Here is a 15,330-nt window from a genome sequence, read left to right on the forward strand (position 1 = left end):
TCATTTATTTTTCTTTAAGCTGATCACTTGAGCGCACTAGTTCTTGTGACAAAAGATCAGATGCTTCTTTGCCCAGCACGCGCTCATACCTTTGATGAAGTCGGTTTGACGCATTGCGAATCTCTTGTTCCAGTGCTCGTCCGGAGGCAGTCGGATAAACAAGCACCGTTTTTCCCTGCGTCTTCCTGCGCACAAGTTCTCTTCGTTCAAGCTTCTCGATAAATCGCGTTAATGTGGAGGGCGCAATATCCAATTGTTCGGCCAGTTTTTTCTGCGTGCTCCCCGGATCCTCAATAACAAGTAACAGTAAATAACCGTACATCGGGCTGAACCCGGTCGGCGCGAATTCTTCATCCGCCATTTTAGTGATGACCCGACTTAATCGGTTGGTTGTAAAATAGAGACAGTTATAGCGAAAGTCGCTCACTTTGCAGCGCCTCCTTTTTTATTTTAAGGTTTTTAATTTTCGTTTGTATGTACAACTAAATATATAAAAACTGGTTTAAGATGTCAAGACGGTCAGTCGCACGTAAAATAAGCGGAGATATTCCGGTTATGTGCACCATGGAGCTTTTTTCGCGAGTACATAAGAGTAATTTTTCCGGTTATGCAAAGCAAAGCCTTCCATTTTTACGTTTTTCGATTCGATAAGCGTAATTTCTCCATCTATTTAAGCTATTTTATCGTTCGTATTCTAAATAAGCGGAAATTCTCCATCTATTTATCAAATTGAGCACTTGCCGCAGACGATCCGGGAGCCACCTCGTGCAGACTCGTGCCTGCACTTTGATTCACAAGCTCTTGTTTGGCCACTTGTAAAAAAGAGCATCTCAAAGTCAAAAACAGACTTTTGAGACGCCCTCTTCATCACTTATTCTTTTAATGGTCGAATCGGCAGCAGCATGCCGATCAAGACGATCGCTGCGGCACCAAGGAAGATCCACTGCATTGAGTTACCGGCTGCTACAAAGGACAAGGCCAGAAATACAGCCAAGTCGCAGCATGAGTCGACGATCGACAGCAGCGAGATCGTCGTCGCACGAACCGTTGATGGAATGTAATCGTTACTGATCTGCGAATAGATCGGATATCGGATCACTTGAACGATCCGCAGTAAAATGAATACACCGATCGCAAGCCACAGCGTCGATCCCGTAAATGCTGCCAAGACTAAGCCGATAACCGACAACGCGCCGGTTACGAACATTAGCGCAATACGCGAATAATGATCGGTCAGCCAGCCGATTGAACGCGAGGCGAAAAATCCGAGCACGGCGGCACCTGCATAGAACAAACCGACGACTTCAACCGGTATGCCCGCATGAGTCAAGAACGGCTGGTCAAAATTCTTGAACACCGCACCCACTGGAATGAACACGAGCGTGACATTTAGGAACATCAACAGCAGGAGCGGCTTGTGCCTGATCACAAGAAAGCCTTCCTTGACCTGGCGAAGCGGATTCTCGAACGGTTCTGCGGCGCGTTTCGGCTTCTTCAATAAGAGTGTCAGCGCAAGTTCAACCAATTGAAACGCAATGGTGAGCAGAATCAGCAGATCAAATTGCGACGTGCTCAAGTCTTTTGCCGCGTAGGCTCCGAACAGAACCGCGACAATCATGGCAATGAAGCTGCCGGATTGAATTTTCCCCATCGCCTGATCCATCCGATGTTCCTCGCCACTTTCTTTCAGAGACTCATAGATGAATGCCTCATCGGCTCCCGAATAAAAGGTGACGGAAAAACCATTGATAAAGCTGTATGCAAAAAACATCCATGGCTCCGATGCGAAAAGCAGTAAAGCAATACTCGCTATTCTGAGCACGGCACCGGTAATAAAGGAGCATTTGGCACCGAAACGATCTGCGTACACGCCGGTGGGAACCTCCCCAATCAGCACGGCGGCACTCCAGCAGAACAGTACGATGAAAATGTCCTGCGCGCTCAAGCCGCGCTGCATATAAAAAAGTGTCATGACCGGCTGTAGGAAATTCATGGTGCCGAAAAAGTCGGACCAAAATAATAAGCGGATATTATATGAAGCAATTGTTTTCAAAATCGTTCCCACTCTCTAATTAATTTTTGGGTTAATTAGGAAAGCAGGAGATCGTACAAACGTTAGTCCATGCAGCCCCCTGCTTCCTGATTTGAGAAGAAGAGTTGTACTTTTTGCATAGATAAGTCCCCCTATTTTTTGATGCTCTCATTATATCAGATTCAAAATGTTTTGAATGTCTTTCTTGGTTCTTAGAATAACCGTCTTTTCTTGAAAAAGTGCGAAATCATGTAAAACTCGCTGCTTCCCCTGTGTCTGAAATTGTGCATTCCACTCAAACATTCGTCGGAGAATGTGAAGGGTCGGCCGGTAGTTGACTTTTTCCAAACGCAATTCTTGTCGGACAAACCGTTTGAGAATTCGATATTTTCGGATGCGGTTTGGCGGGTCTAGAAAAAGAATCCGATCCGCACGCTGTATGGCGGGCAGTACCCAATCCGCGTACTGAGCACCTTCAATGATCCACGCATCTGTCTTCAGTATGTCTTGCAAAACGGCATCGCGTTCCGCCGGTGTCCGGCGCCTGTCTCCATCAGTATGCCGCTCCCAAACCACATTATCGAGCTCATAAGCAGCGACTCCCGTTTTTTCTGCGATTTTCCGAGCCAAGGTTGTTTTGCCGCTGCCGACCGAGCCGATGATATAGATTTTCATGGGTTCCCCTCCATCCGTTTTTTTCTCCAGTGTAGCGGATCCGAGCATGATCAACCAGACAAATTTTTGCATTTTCTGCGTCCGTGACGGCATTTTTTGGTACACTTGATTTATTCTGTAATGAACGGGAGCCTCTCTTCATGGAAAAAACTGCTGTACTGCTCGTCAATCTCGGGACACCGGATGCTCCGGATGAAAAATCGGTACGCCGCTATTTGGCCGAATTTCTCAGCGATCCGCGCGTGATTGATTTGCCGCGCTGGAAGTGGCTGCCGATTCTGCACGGCATCATTCTGCGCGTGCGTCCGAAGAAATCGGCAATGCTCTATCAATCCGTATGGACAGATGCAGGCTCACCGCTCCTGCTCAATGGACGCCGGCAGCAGGCGGCACTTCAGGAACGATTGACCGATACCGGCGTGAAGGTTGTGCTGGCGATGAGCTACGGAAAGCCTAATTTAGACGCGGAATTACAAAAGCTGCATCAATGGGGCGTGCGCCGTCTTGTTGTCGTACCGCTTTATCCGCAATACTCCTCGACGACGGTTGGTTCAATCTGGGACGGACTGCAGCGCTCTCTTGCCGACTGGCGCGATTTGCCTGAGCTGACGTTCATTCGTGATTATCCGGATCAGCCGAGCTATATCGCGACCTTGGCTGATCGCATCCGCAGCTCTATTGCCGAGCACGGTATGCCTGAGCGGCTCCTTCTTTCTTATCACGGGATTCCGATTCGCTACGCGCAAAACGGCGATGACTATCCGCAGCGCTGCCAAATCACAACCGAACTCATCAAGCAGCAGTTTCCGGAGCTATCGATTTTAGAAACCTTCCAGTCGAAATTCGGCAACGAGGAATGGCTGAAACCGGCGACGATTGATACGGTCCGCGCGCTGGCCGCACAAGGCGCAAAGCAGATCGCCGTGATTGCACCCGGCTTCAGTGCCGATTGCTTAGAAACGCTGCAGGAACTTGCGCAAGAAAATGCCAGAGCCTTTTATGAAGCAGGCGGGCAGCAGTTCAGCTACATTCCTGCCGCCAATGATCATCCTTTTTTTATTGATTGTCTGGAAGATCTGGTGCGGCGAAGACTGCATTACTCCAATTAAAAAAGATCGGGAAGCTGTCCCGATCTTTTTTCTGCATCAATTATTTCTTTAAAAATTTCTGCACTCCGGCAACGGCGTAGTCATGATCCAGCTGCGGCGTCATTCCGGCAACGGTGACCGAACCGATGACCCCTACGTTCCGAACGCGAATCGGGAAAGAGCCGCCGACCGCTTGATATTCGGAAGGCGGGAGCAGTGAATTTTTATCATGGGTCATGCCGCCTGCCTCAAAGCGCTTGCCAATATAAAAGGAGCTATGATTATAATGGTCTACCACTCGTTTCTTTCTCCCAAACCAGTAGACGTTTTCCTCAGAGGTTCCTTCCATTAGATAGGTGAACAGCGGTACGCGATTACGTTCGATATGAATCGCGATTGACTTGCCGTTTCCCTTTGCATAGTCAATCAGCAATAATCCAAGCTGAAGCGCATCTTCATTAGTGAATTGATCAAATTGCAGTTCATTTTCGAGCTGTTCTAATTCTTGCAAGGTCATCGTGAGTGCCCCCCCATTAAAATAGTTTTTGTTTTTTATCCAACCGATAATTGATGATCGCGAGTACACAAGCCGTACCGGACATCAATGCCCCGACCCAAGCCGTATCCAGATAGGTAAAGAAATCGACGGTCCATCCGCCCAGGGTTGATCCGACAGCAATACCTACATTGAAGGCGGAAATATTTAATGCAGATGCAATATCACTTGCTGCAGGAAATAGCTTCTCGGCAAGGCCGACCATGTACGCCTGAACACCCGGCGACATCATAAATGCGAACAGACCGAGCAGACAGACCGAAATAAGACTCAACGTTTTATTCGGCAACAGCCACATCTGCAGCAAAAGCACGACGGACTGGAGCAGGAAAACCAGACGCAGTCCTTTTACAGGATGTGTGTTGGCCATTTTCCCGCCCAAAATATTACCGATTGCAACGGCCACACCGTAGAGAAGCAGCAGCCATGAAATGGACGATGCAGAAAATCCGCTCACTTTTTCGAGAATCGGCGATAAAAAGGTAAATAAGGTAAATGTTCCGCCAAAGCCGAGACAGGTCATGACAAAGGCCATGAGAATGCGCGGGTTGCCAATGCACTGCATCATGTCCTTCAGCGTGGGTACCTGTGCATTCTGTTTGATGCGGTCAATCGTGAACACGTTGATAATCAGACCTATTAAGCCCAGCACAGCAATAAGAACAAAGGTCGCGCGCCAGCCAAAATGCTGTCCGATGAATGTGCCTAGAGGAACACCGACGATGGTCGCAATTGTCAATCCGGTAAACACAATAGCAATCGCCGTTCCCCTTCTCTCAGTCGGTACAAGTGAAGCAGCAACGACCGCAGCAATCGCTAAGAAAACGCCGTGCGTGACCGCTGTAAGAACACGTGCCAGCATCAGCCATTCATAGTTTCCGGAAACGGCCGCCACAACATTTCCCAGTGTGAAAACGGTCATGAGAAGAATTAAAAAGCCTTTCTTTGGGATACGTCCGGTCAGTGCTGCAATGATTGGTGTGCCAATCGCGATCGCTGCCGCATACCCCGAAATCAGTGTCCCGGCCTTCGTCACAGAAATTTGAAGATCTGCGGCAATCGTTGGCAGCAGGCCGACAATGACAAATTCGGTCGTGCCAATCGCAAACGCACTGATTGCCAGAGAATAGATGCCAACGAGCGCCTTTGTGGACATTTCTTTCATTGTTAAACCTCCATTAAAAAAGTACCATCAGTCAAGCAATTTAGAAATTTGCTTGCTGCAAGCCATCAATTTTTTACTCAGGAGTCTGTCTTTCTTTTTTATGAGCCGGGATGCCGGTCCGGATAAGGCCACTGCAGCAATCACTCGATCATGATAAAAAATCGGTGCTGCAACACAGCGGAGACCGACTTCCGTCTCTTCATCATCGACGGAGTATCCCTGATCGTGTATGACGGTTAAATGGGCACGAAGCAAGTGAAAATCGGCGAACGTTTTCTCTGTTTTACGCACGAGTGTCAGCTGTCGAAACAAGGACTCGCGCTCATGATCATTGAGAAAGGCAAGGATGGCTTTTCCCAGTGCACTTAAATGTGCCGGCGCCCGGTCACCGATTTCCGAATGACTGCGAATCGCATGATTTCCATCAACCACTTGAGTGGTGACGATATCGGTTCCGATCAGCGTTCCCACATAGACGGTTTCGCCAAGCTCCGCGCTCAGCTGATAAAGCGGTGCCGCCGTCAGCCAATTCACTTTTACTGATTCAGGTGCGGAATAGATGCTGAGTTTATGACTTGCCCGATAGGCTTTTCCTTCTTTTTTCACGTAGCCCATCGCTTCAAGCGTATAGACCAAACGAAAAGCAGTGGATTTATTTAAGTCCAATTGATCAATCATATCGCTAAGTGTCAGCTCTTCTGTCTGACGCAAAGCATCCAAAATCAGGAGTCCCTTTTTTAAGGTGGCCACCTCATATTGACTCATTCGGTTCACCTCTTTCTTGGATGTGCTCATCTTAAACAGAAAAAGGCCGGAAATCAAATATCGATTCTATTGTTTCTATAATTGAAACTTGGGGACGGGTATTAAAATAGCCGGAAGCTTCGCGTGCTGCCGGCATTTTTAGATCTATTCGATTTTGGAGCCTGAGTCGGTGTACGCGTTTCTTTTGAAGGATTTTTCACGCGGATTTTATCTGTGGTGTTGCTTGCGAGTTACGATGACCTTGCTTTCTTTTTTAATGCGCGGATCGAGACATCATGTTCGCCGAGCATTTCAAAGATCGCAGCTTGATTTTCGAACATTTTATCCATGGATTGCTGATTGTGATCGACTTTCTCATCAATTTTTTTCACATAGCCATGCAGCTTATCGACGTCGCTGCTCAGCGCTGTCAGTTTCGCATCGGTTGCTTCCTGGCGACTGTGAACGGTTTTAAGAATCCGGTTCGTTTCATTAAGCTGCGTCTGCATCAGATCCTGTTTTTCTTCCATGCGATCCATACGTGACTCAATATGGTCCATGCGTAAATCGATTTGATCGATACGTTTTTCCAGATGATCAATACGTTCTTCCAAGTGATCGAACCGGCTGTCCATACTTGTCAGCTTATCGAGGATTAACTCAAGTACCTTTTCACTCATCCGTTTCCCTCCTTCCGTACAATTGCTTCGCTCATGATGTCTGTTCATTTTTGTAATTAAAGTATAGCAAAAAAAATGTAGATTCTAGAAAATGTGTAAGAGAAATTCGCCAATTTGTCAACCACGATTCTGCCCCATCGGAATCACCGCTTCCGCTTGATCACGTGCGTCAGATGCGACCGGCACTGATTTATCGACCGCTTTGACGATTTTATCGAGCAGTTTCATCGATTTATCGAGCAGTTTGCGAAGTTGATCGACCGCTTCCACCGATTTGTTTTGCCCATTAAAAAAAGCCGACTCCGCAAATGGAATCGGCCGCAACGTGTATTCAATTAAAAATCAAAATTGTCCGGGTCAGCGCCTGTGCGGTGATCTGTGTTCAGTGCGTTGATCGCTGCCATGTCTTCAGCTGTAAGCTCGAAATCAAAGAGCTGTCCGTTTTCCTTGATGCGGCTCGCGTTGACTGACTTCGGAATAGCGATCACGCCGCCTTGAATATGCCAACGCAGAATAACTTGAGCCGCTGATTTACCGTATTTCCCGGCAATCGCTTGAATCGTTTCATCCTGGAGCAGCTCGCCGACCATTAAGGGCGCCCAAGCTTCCAGACGAATGCCATGTTTCTCGCAATAATCTTTTAACGGCAGCTGTGAGAGTCGTGGATGACGCTCCACTTGATTGACGACCGGAACAATGTCGGCGTCCTTGAGCAGGTCTTCAAGATGATGGATTTGAAAGTTGCTGACACCGATGGCGCGCACTTTTCCTTCCTTATATAAATGTTCCATCGCACGCCATGTATCTTTATATTTACCGGCAACCGGCCAGTGGATCAAGTAAAGATCAAGATAATCCAGACCAAGTTTATCGAGACTTTCTTGATATGCCTTCAAGGTCGAATCGTATCCTTGATCTGCATTCCACACTTTCGAGGTGATAAACAGATCCTCGCGCGTAAGACCCGTTTCTTTGAGCGCCGCTTTGATTCCTTTTCCAACACCGGCCTCGTTCTGATAAATTGCAGCTGTGTCAATCAGGCGATAGCCCGAATGAATCGCCGTCTGCACGGACTCGGCAGCAACCTGCTGATCGTTCACTCTGAATACGCCCAGCCCCATGATTGGCATTGATACGTCATTATTTAAAACCACTGTTTTCTGTGTCAATGGTCACCCTCCTTTATAAGTCTTCTTATTAAGTATAAAAGATAAAGTTCTTTTTAAATAGTACGCACCTTATTGTTATATAGGCACAAAAAAGTAACCATGATCAGAATGACTACTTTCCCCCGGTTTCATTCAGCAGTCTTGCTTTTTTGAAAAGACCACAGCCGTATGAATCATATTTTTCAGCACCTCGGCATTTATATCCGCAAGCTTATTGACGTAGATGCAGGCTTTTCCTCGTGTATGTTTGCCAAAATCCGGTGCAAATTTTTCATAATCCTCATCTTCCATCATCAGGTACAGGCTGATCTTCGCTTTTCTCGGAGAAAATCCGGTAAGCGGGGCATCGCCTTCATGCCCGGAGGCGTACTTATAATGATACGAGCCGAATCCGATAATGCTCGGTCCCCACATTTTTGCCTCATAACCAGTTGTTTCTGTAAAGAGATTGAGCAACCGATAAGTGTCCTCGCGTTTTTTCGGATTTTCCACCGTTTCAATAAATTCAATCACACTGTTGTCGGTCTCTTTCGTTTTTGGTTCGTAGCCCATATTCGTCACCTCACTCATTTTTTTGCCTTCAGTATGAAAATGACCTTTCCTGTACATTTTAAACAAAGACGCGAGATCACGGAAAATGCGGATTGTCAAAGGCATTATTTTCTAAATAATACTGTATAATAAAAGTGTTGCCATTTTCAACGTGGCGTGCGCTCGCTTGGAAGCGAAACATGTTTTAATAGGAGGTTACTTAATGGAAACACTCACTCAAAATAAGGTAGTCCATGGTTTTCGACTGCTGCATACCGACACAATCCAAGACATTCACTCAGAAGCCTATGTGTTCGAGCATGAGAAAAGCGGCGCGAGGTTATTGTTTCTGAAAAACGACGATGACAACAAAGTCTTCTCGATCAGTTTCCGCACGCCTCCGGAAAATAACACCGGCGTTTTTCATATTCTTGAGCACTCGGTTCTTTGCGGTTCCGATAAATATCCGGTCAAAGAACCGTTTGTCGAACTGCTCAAGGGTTCGCTGAATACGTTTTTAAATGCGTTCACCTTCAGCGACAAAACGATGTATCCGGTAGCCAGTAAAAATGACAAAGATTTTCAGAACCTGATGGATGTCTATCTCGATGCGGTCTTCCATCCGAATATTTATAAATACAAGGAAATTCTGCAGCAGGAAGGCTGGCACTACGAACTGGAAAAAGCAGACGATCCGATCCATTACAAAGGTGTCGTCTACAACGAAATGAAAGGTGCCTTCTCTTCCCCTGAAGGACTGCTGATGCGCGCGAACCAAAACTCGCTGTTCCCGGACACGAGCTACGGCTATGAATCCGGCGGCGATCCGCTCTACATTCCCGATCTGACCTACGATTACTTCCTGCAATGCCATAAAAAATATTACAGTCCGGCCAACAGCTACATTTATTTGTACGGAAATATGGATATTGAAGAGAAGCTTGCCTATCTCGATCAGGCTTATCTTGCCGGTTATGATCGCATTGAGGTCGATTCCTCAATCGCAGTACAGAAGCCGATTGGCAAAATTAATGAAATCATCAAGGAATATCCGGTGCTCCCTGATGCAGACTTGAATGATAAAACATATTTGAGCATGAATTTCGCCGTGTCGACCTCTACCGATCCGGAAACGTATCTGGCGTTCGATATTCTCGATTATCTGCTGCTTGACAGTCCTGCCGCACCGCTGAAAAAGGCAATTCTCGACGCAGGCATCGGTCAGGATGTGTTCGGCTCCTACGATAACAGCATTCTGCAGCCGTTTTTCTCAGTAAATGTAAAGAATGCAAACGAGAGTCAGAAGGAAGCCTTTAAGAAGGTTGTTTTCGATACGCTGAGAACGTTCGTCAAAGACGGTTTGGATAAAAAACAGATTGAAGCGGCGATCAACGTTAAAGAATTCCAGCTGCGTGAAGCGGATTACGGTTCCATGCCGAAGGGCCTGATCTACAGCATTATGTCGATGGGCAGCTGGTTGTATGACGAAGATCCGTTCATACATTTGAAATTTGAAAGCACCTTGGCAAAAATCAAGCAAGCGTTGACGAGCAACTATTTCGAAGCGTTGATTGAAAAATATCTGATTAACAGCAATCACCAAACTTTTGTTACGATTGCGCCGTCTAAAACAATTGCGGAAAAAGAAGCGAAGAAAGTCGAAGCTGCTTTAGCAGATGCAAAGCAAAAGCTGGATGCGGAAGGCGTGCAACAAATTATTGATGAGACGAAAAAGCTGAAAGAGCGTCAATCCAGTGCTGATACTCCTGAAGATTTGCGTAAAATCCCGACCCTTGCGCTGTCTGATGTTGAGCGGAAAGCGGAAGACCTACCGCTCAAGGAGACTGCAATCGACGACGTCAAAACACTCTACCATGATCTGGAAAGCAACAAGATTGCCTACGTTAATCTTTATTTTGATGCGACGGCGGTCCCTGCAGATCAAATTTCCTGTCTTACACTTTTGCAGGAAGTACTTGGAAAAGTCGATACGGAAAAATACGCCTACTCGGATTTGGTCAGCGAAATCAACATTCAAACCGGCGGCATTGATTTTGACAATCAGACCTTCAGTGACAAATCAGATGATGACGCCTATGCACCGAAGTTCTCCGTAAAAACCAAAGTGCTTGTGGAAAAGCTGCCTCAGGCGTTCGCGCTGATCCATGAAATCCTGTATCACAGCAAATTTGACAATGCGGCACGTATTCGCGAAATTGTCAAAGAGATCAAGTCGCGCGTGGAGATGTCCTTCAACCAGAATGGTCAATCCGTTGTCGTCCGTCGACTGGGGTCCTACTTCTCGCAGGCAGCGGCTTACAGCGAAAAATTGCGCGGCCTTGATTTCTATCAATTTATTTCAGATCTGGATAAAAATTGGGATGCGCGTATCGACCAGTTGTCCGATACTTTCGCGTCACTTGCAAAGCAGCTGTTTACGAAAACTGCATTGACTGCAAGCGTAACGGGCAACTCCGAACTACTGAGTGCGGTTGAGAAGCAGTTCAGCACACTGGATCTGCAGACACAATCAGCTCCTGGCCGCAGCTCGAATCAATTGCCGGCGCCAGAAGCGAAAAATGAAGGATTGATGACATCCAGCAAGGTCCAGTACGCGGCCAAGGGTGCCAACTTCAAATCGCTCGGCTTCGATTACACAGGCAAGCTTCAGGTTTTGAAAAAAATTCTGTCGCTTGACTATCTGTGGAACCAGGTACGCGTCATGGGCGGTGCGTACGGATGTGGCCTCGCACTCGAGTCCGCGGGCAACATGATTTTCTGGTCATACCGTGACCCGAACCTGAAGGAAACGCTGGCGATCTACGATGAAGCAGCAAAATTCGCTGAAGCGTTCGACGCCGACGATTTCGAAATGACGAAATATATTATCGGAACCTTGTCTGACCTAGATACACCGCTGACCCCGCGCGGCAAGGGCAGCATGGCCGATGCTCAATATTTCAAAAACATTACCCAGGCCGACGTACAGGAAACACGCGACAATGTCCTTGATACAAAGCTGTCGGATATTCAGGCATTCGGCAAACTGCTGAAAAAAGTTACCGATCAAGGTCTGGTCTGCGTCCTCGGCAATGAAGGAAAAATCCAAGAAAACAAAGACCTGTTTCAATCCTGCATCAACATATTCGACTGATTCAGATAAAGAAAGAGCTGTGAGCGATCTGCTCATAGCTCTTTTTTTTAGATTTTGATCTTTCATGGATTCGAGATTCGGTTTAAACTTTTTGAGGTTCGGTCTCACTTTCCTTTGATTCGGTCTAACTCTTTAGCGTTTCGGTCTCACTTTTCCTTGATTCGGTCTAACTCTTCAGCGTTTCGGTCTCACTTTTCCTTGATTCGGTCTAACTTCCCGCGGAGTTTGGTCCATCCGCTTAACCTTGGGCTTTAATGAATTGATCGAAAGTGTTTGATTTCAATGTTACTAAAGACGGCAGTTCCGTCCTCGGAGTACAGACTGATGCCTTGGTCGTTCAGGTTCGGAAAGGCTTCGTTTGTGAGAACGGTTCGCCCATCGTCTGTGAAAACTTCGATACTTGTTTTATCGACAAGGATTTTAAGATGCATGCGTTTGGTATCTTGAGCAAGCGGTGCACGGCTTTCCAAGTACTTTTTACTCTTATCCGGCTGATTTGTGAACGTGCGATTAACATAAAGATAGCCGCCTTCAGCAAATACTCCGACATCGATATGCCGTTTTTCATTGTCGGATTCGCGCAGCCGGAGCCCGACGTTGCGTGCATTGGTCCACGACAGATCGACATCAAGCTGATAGGCAGTTCCGTGCACATCGAGTGTTTTCGAACCATTCACGCGGACTGTTTTCAGCCGCTGCGTCGAATCAACAAGCTTATCCACTTCGGCAACCGGTTGAGAAGCCAGGCTGTAGCCACCGTCCTGCTTAATCAAATGAATTTGGCGTACGATTGAGTTCACGCCGTTGAATTTGTCCTTTTTCAGAGTCGGCGTAGTGTTAGGATAGTCCCAATTATTCATCCATGCGATAGCATAGCGCGAATCGAGCTTGTCTTTCGCCTTTCCGTTATCGAATGTCACGCCGGCATACCAATCGAATCCGTAGTCCAGCCATTGCGGCGTATCTTGATCAGCAGTAAATTTTTTCCCGTCAAAATCACCGGTCCAGTATGCATATGTGTTCGGAAGTCCCTCTGCTTTTCCATTGGCGCTTGCACCGAGCACCCACTTAACCGTTCCGTCACCGGCACGCAGCTGAAAGAGATCCGGGCATTCGATCACTCCTATATTCTGTGTCATGAAACCATCCGTGTAGTGCCAATCCTTTAGATCATTCGATTCATAGAACCCGATTTTCGATCCTTCGGCAAGCAGCAAGATCCATTTATGGCGCGATTCGTCCCAGATCACCTTCGGATCGCGGAAATCCTTGACACCGGGATTGGGCAATATCGAATCCTCATTGTCTTGCTTAAATGTTTTCCCGTCATCGGTGCTGTACCACAGAAATTGCTCCTGATCACGCTGCGCGGGCGGCTGAGTCACAATGGCAACCAGTGCATTTTTTCCAAATCCGGCCGTGTTTTCCGGATCGCGCACAACCGATCCGGTCCAGATGTCACCGTTTTTATTCGTGTATTTTGGAATGGCGACACCATCATCCTTCCAGTGCACGAGATCCTTCGATGTGGCCAGTCGCCACTCCGTCCCGTTCCCTTTCGGATAATCGCGATTGTACAAATAATAATAATGATACTTGCCATTAAAATAGAGCGGCCGCTGCGGATCATTCATCCATTTATCCGGCACTGAGAAATGATAGACCGGTCGATAAGAATCTTCCTTTTTATGTGTCACTTGTTTCTCCTTCGGCCGAAATGATTGAGACAGGACAAGCGCTATTATCACAAGGAGCAGACCGAGCATCACCAGACTGCTCACAATCCAAACTTTTTTATTCACAAGAATAACCTCCAGCATGTCACAGCATTCATCGTCGCACATTTTTTACGCAAAAAATGAAAATGTCGCCTATAATCGACATTATTTTCTCTAATGCTTATTATGATCCATTATGTTCAGGGATATGAATAACCATTTCGCAATCTATTTTTGTGTAAAAAAAGACTCCTGATTTGAAGTCTCAATTTTCCTGCTATGAACTAATGACTTACCTTCTCGATTATTAGTCAATGGTGAGCTGACCTTGATCAAGAATGCTGTCCGGTACAACCGATGACCGTGAGCCTTGAAGTTTCACAAGGAAGCTTGGCGCAAAGGTTGAATGCTGGTCATCAAATGTCCCTCTGTTGGTCATGTAGCTTGTGATGACCACCTTGTTCCCTTTTTTCTGAGGCACAGCAAAATGCGAGTAGTTCCATGTGATGTCATCCGTATCCAGATCCATCTGCAGAACCAGTCCGCTGCCATTCAACGGATGATACGTACCGGTGAGCGAGTCGGATACAAAGCCGAGCATGTACACATCTTTGTCGCTGATTCCGTCAATGGTCATTTTCGCACCGCGTGAATCGGTGAACAGGTACCATTTGCCGTTCATTTTGAATACATTTGCACGCTCAATTTCATCCGTAACCGTGTTCGATGCAATTAAAGGTTTCATAACTTTCTTCAAGGTGTAATCATCATTGAGTTCAATGATTCCAAGCGCACCGTTAGCAAGTGACGCAAGATTCTTTTTCGGGCTGTCGAGCAGCGCTTTGCGTTCCTTTTGGAAATAGCGCAGGCTGCCGCCGTAGAATGCACGATTATTGAATTGGTCATCGCCTTGGTAGCCCACTTTCGTTCCGGTGTTTGCTTCAAATACCAAATATTTGTGTCCGTTATCTTCAACATAGTGCGGATCACGGAACGTGTGGTTGTCTGCGCCTTTGTCGCCGGCTGCGAATTGATCAACGGTTTGATAGTATTTGCCGTCACCAGCGAAAATTGACTTCAAATCTTCGATGCCGTCTACCTTCAATGAGTCTACGTCCGGCTGTGAAAGATTGATCTGTGCGGTTGTCAGTGTTTGTTTCCCATAAAGCTTCTTGCCCTCGTCCCAAGGCTGACGGTTGGTATAGAACAAACGCACCTTGCCGTCCTTGGTCAACGTCGCCGATCCGGACCATTCCTCAGCCTGATCTTTTAATATCTGATCGTTTGTTTTCAGATGATCATCAGCCTGGAAGACGCGTCCTGCATTTTTCCAGCTGTCGATCGATGTATCGCCTTTCTTTTGATAGAAGAGGTAGATGAACGTATCGCTGCCGACTTTCGGATCACCGGCAAGTGCGAAGACAATATTATAGCCCTTGTAATCGGCAACCGTGCCATCTGCATTTTGTAGCGGCCAGCTGTCCCAAACATCCAGGTCAATCGTGTTTCCGTCCTTGTCCTTGCCTATTGCCGACGGAAGATTCTCAATCGTTGATTCATCAAATTCAGGAACTTGGAACCGTTCGTTTTCCTGCTGATCCGGAATCTTACTCATATCATAACGTGTCAGATGCGAGATGCCATACGTTTTATTCTTTCCAAAGTAATCAATTGGCTTTGCCGATGCTTGCGTGCTACCGCCAATCATAAAGGTTGTGACAAGCAGCGCGGCTGCCGTCTGTTTTGCGATTTTGCCAATGTGCATGTTTTCCTCTCCCTGTTCCTTATTTGTCTTGCTGCATCATTTCATGGAACCGA

14 protein-coding genes are annotated in these 15,330 nt (G+C 46.8%); 2 read left to right on the forward strand and 12 right to left on the reverse strand.

Annotation, left to right across the window (positions count from 1 at the left end; translation table 11 throughout):
- Nucleotides 1-4: 4 nt before the first annotated feature.
- From AC1MBV_RS07015 to AC1MBV_RS07025, 3 genes are all read right to left on the reverse strand, one after another.
- Nucleotides 5-427: a MarR family winged helix-turn-helix transcriptional regulator gene (locus AC1MBV_RS07015; RefSeq protein WP_255747372.1), complete on the reverse strand. Its 423-nt coding sequence runs from the start codon at nt 425-427 to the stop codon at nt 5-7.
- 444 nt (nt 428-871) lie between these two features.
- The gene (locus AC1MBV_RS07020; RefSeq protein ID WP_255747419.1) at nt 872-2,056 is read right to left on the reverse strand and encodes an MFS transporter; all 1,185 of its coding nucleotides are present in this window, start codon (nt 2,054-2,056) and stop codon (nt 872-874) included.
- Between the two features lie 147 nt (nt 2,057-2,203).
- Nucleotides 2,204-2,707, reverse strand: a complete 504-nt coding sequence (locus AC1MBV_RS07025) for a P-loop NTPase family protein (protein ID WP_480947969.1) — start codon at nt 2,705-2,707, stop codon at nt 2,204-2,206.
- A gap of 140 nt (nt 2,708-2,847) precedes the next feature.
- On the opposite strand from AC1MBV_RS07025, the gene hemH reads away from it, so the two are divergent.
- On the forward strand, nt 2,848-3,816 hold the full coding sequence (hemH, locus tag AC1MBV_RS07030) for a ferrochelatase (protein WP_480947970.1): 969 nt from the start codon (nt 2,848-2,850) through the stop codon (nt 3,814-3,816).
- A 40-nt stretch (nt 3,817-3,856) separates the two neighbouring features.
- On the opposite strand, the gene AC1MBV_RS07035 is transcribed toward hemH, so the two are convergent.
- From AC1MBV_RS07035 to AC1MBV_RS07065, 7 genes are all read right to left on the reverse strand, one after another.
- Nucleotides 3,857-4,312, reverse strand: a complete 456-nt coding sequence (locus tag AC1MBV_RS07035) for a heme-degrading domain-containing protein (protein WP_480947971.1) — start codon at nt 4,310-4,312, stop codon at nt 3,857-3,859.
- A gap of 16 nt (nt 4,313-4,328) precedes the next feature.
- Nucleotides 4,329-5,516, reverse strand: coding sequence for an MFS transporter (locus tag AC1MBV_RS07040; RefSeq protein ID WP_480947972.1), 1,188 nt, complete (start codon nt 5,514-5,516; stop codon nt 4,329-4,331).
- A gap of 27 nt (nt 5,517-5,543) precedes the next feature.
- Nucleotides 5,544-6,281, reverse strand: coding sequence for an IclR family transcriptional regulator (locus AC1MBV_RS07045; RefSeq protein WP_255747382.1), 738 nt, complete (start codon nt 6,279-6,281; stop codon nt 5,544-5,546).
- A 230-nt stretch (nt 6,282-6,511) separates the two neighbouring features.
- A complete protein-coding gene (locus tag AC1MBV_RS07050) occupies nt 6,512-6,940 on the reverse strand; it encodes a hypothetical protein (protein ID WP_480947973.1) in 429 nt (142 codons plus the stop codon).
- Nucleotides 6,941-7,057: 117 nt separating this feature from the next.
- The gene (locus AC1MBV_RS07055) at nt 7,058-7,264 is read right to left on the reverse strand and encodes a hypothetical protein (RefSeq protein ID WP_480947974.1); all 207 of its coding nucleotides are present in this window, start codon (nt 7,262-7,264) and stop codon (nt 7,058-7,060) included.
- An 11-nt stretch (nt 7,265-7,275) separates the two neighbouring features.
- The gene (locus tag AC1MBV_RS07060) at nt 7,276-8,070 is read right to left on the reverse strand and encodes an aldo/keto reductase (protein ID WP_255747420.1); all 795 of its coding nucleotides are present in this window, start codon (nt 8,068-8,070) and stop codon (nt 7,276-7,278) included.
- A 171-nt stretch (nt 8,071-8,241) separates the two neighbouring features.
- A complete protein-coding gene (locus AC1MBV_RS07065) occupies nt 8,242-8,661 on the reverse strand; it encodes a DUF1801 domain-containing protein (protein WP_255747422.1) in 420 nt (139 codons plus the stop codon).
- 202 nt (nt 8,662-8,863) lie between these two features.
- Between AC1MBV_RS07065 and AC1MBV_RS07070 the strand changes: the two genes are divergently transcribed.
- Nucleotides 8,864-11,794 (forward strand): insulinase family protein, encoded by a 2,931-nt coding sequence (locus AC1MBV_RS07070; RefSeq protein WP_480947975.1) that lies wholly within the window; start codon nt 8,864-8,866, stop codon nt 11,792-11,794.
- A 251-nt stretch (nt 11,795-12,045) separates the two neighbouring features.
- Here the strand turns inward: AC1MBV_RS07070 and AC1MBV_RS07075 are convergent, their stop codons facing one another.
- Nucleotides 12,046-13,614, reverse strand: coding sequence for a glycoside hydrolase family 32 protein (locus tag AC1MBV_RS07075; RefSeq protein WP_480947976.1), 1,569 nt, complete (start codon nt 13,612-13,614; stop codon nt 12,046-12,048).
- Nucleotides 13,615-13,819: 205 nt separating this feature from the next.
- Nucleotides 13,820-15,277, reverse strand: coding sequence for a glycoside hydrolase family 68 protein (locus tag AC1MBV_RS07080; RefSeq protein WP_480947977.1), 1,458 nt, complete (start codon nt 15,275-15,277; stop codon nt 13,820-13,822).
- Nucleotides 15,278-15,330: the final 53 nt, after the last annotated feature.

It is taken from the genome of Sporolactobacillus sp. PKPK-6, from assembly GCF_056678885.1.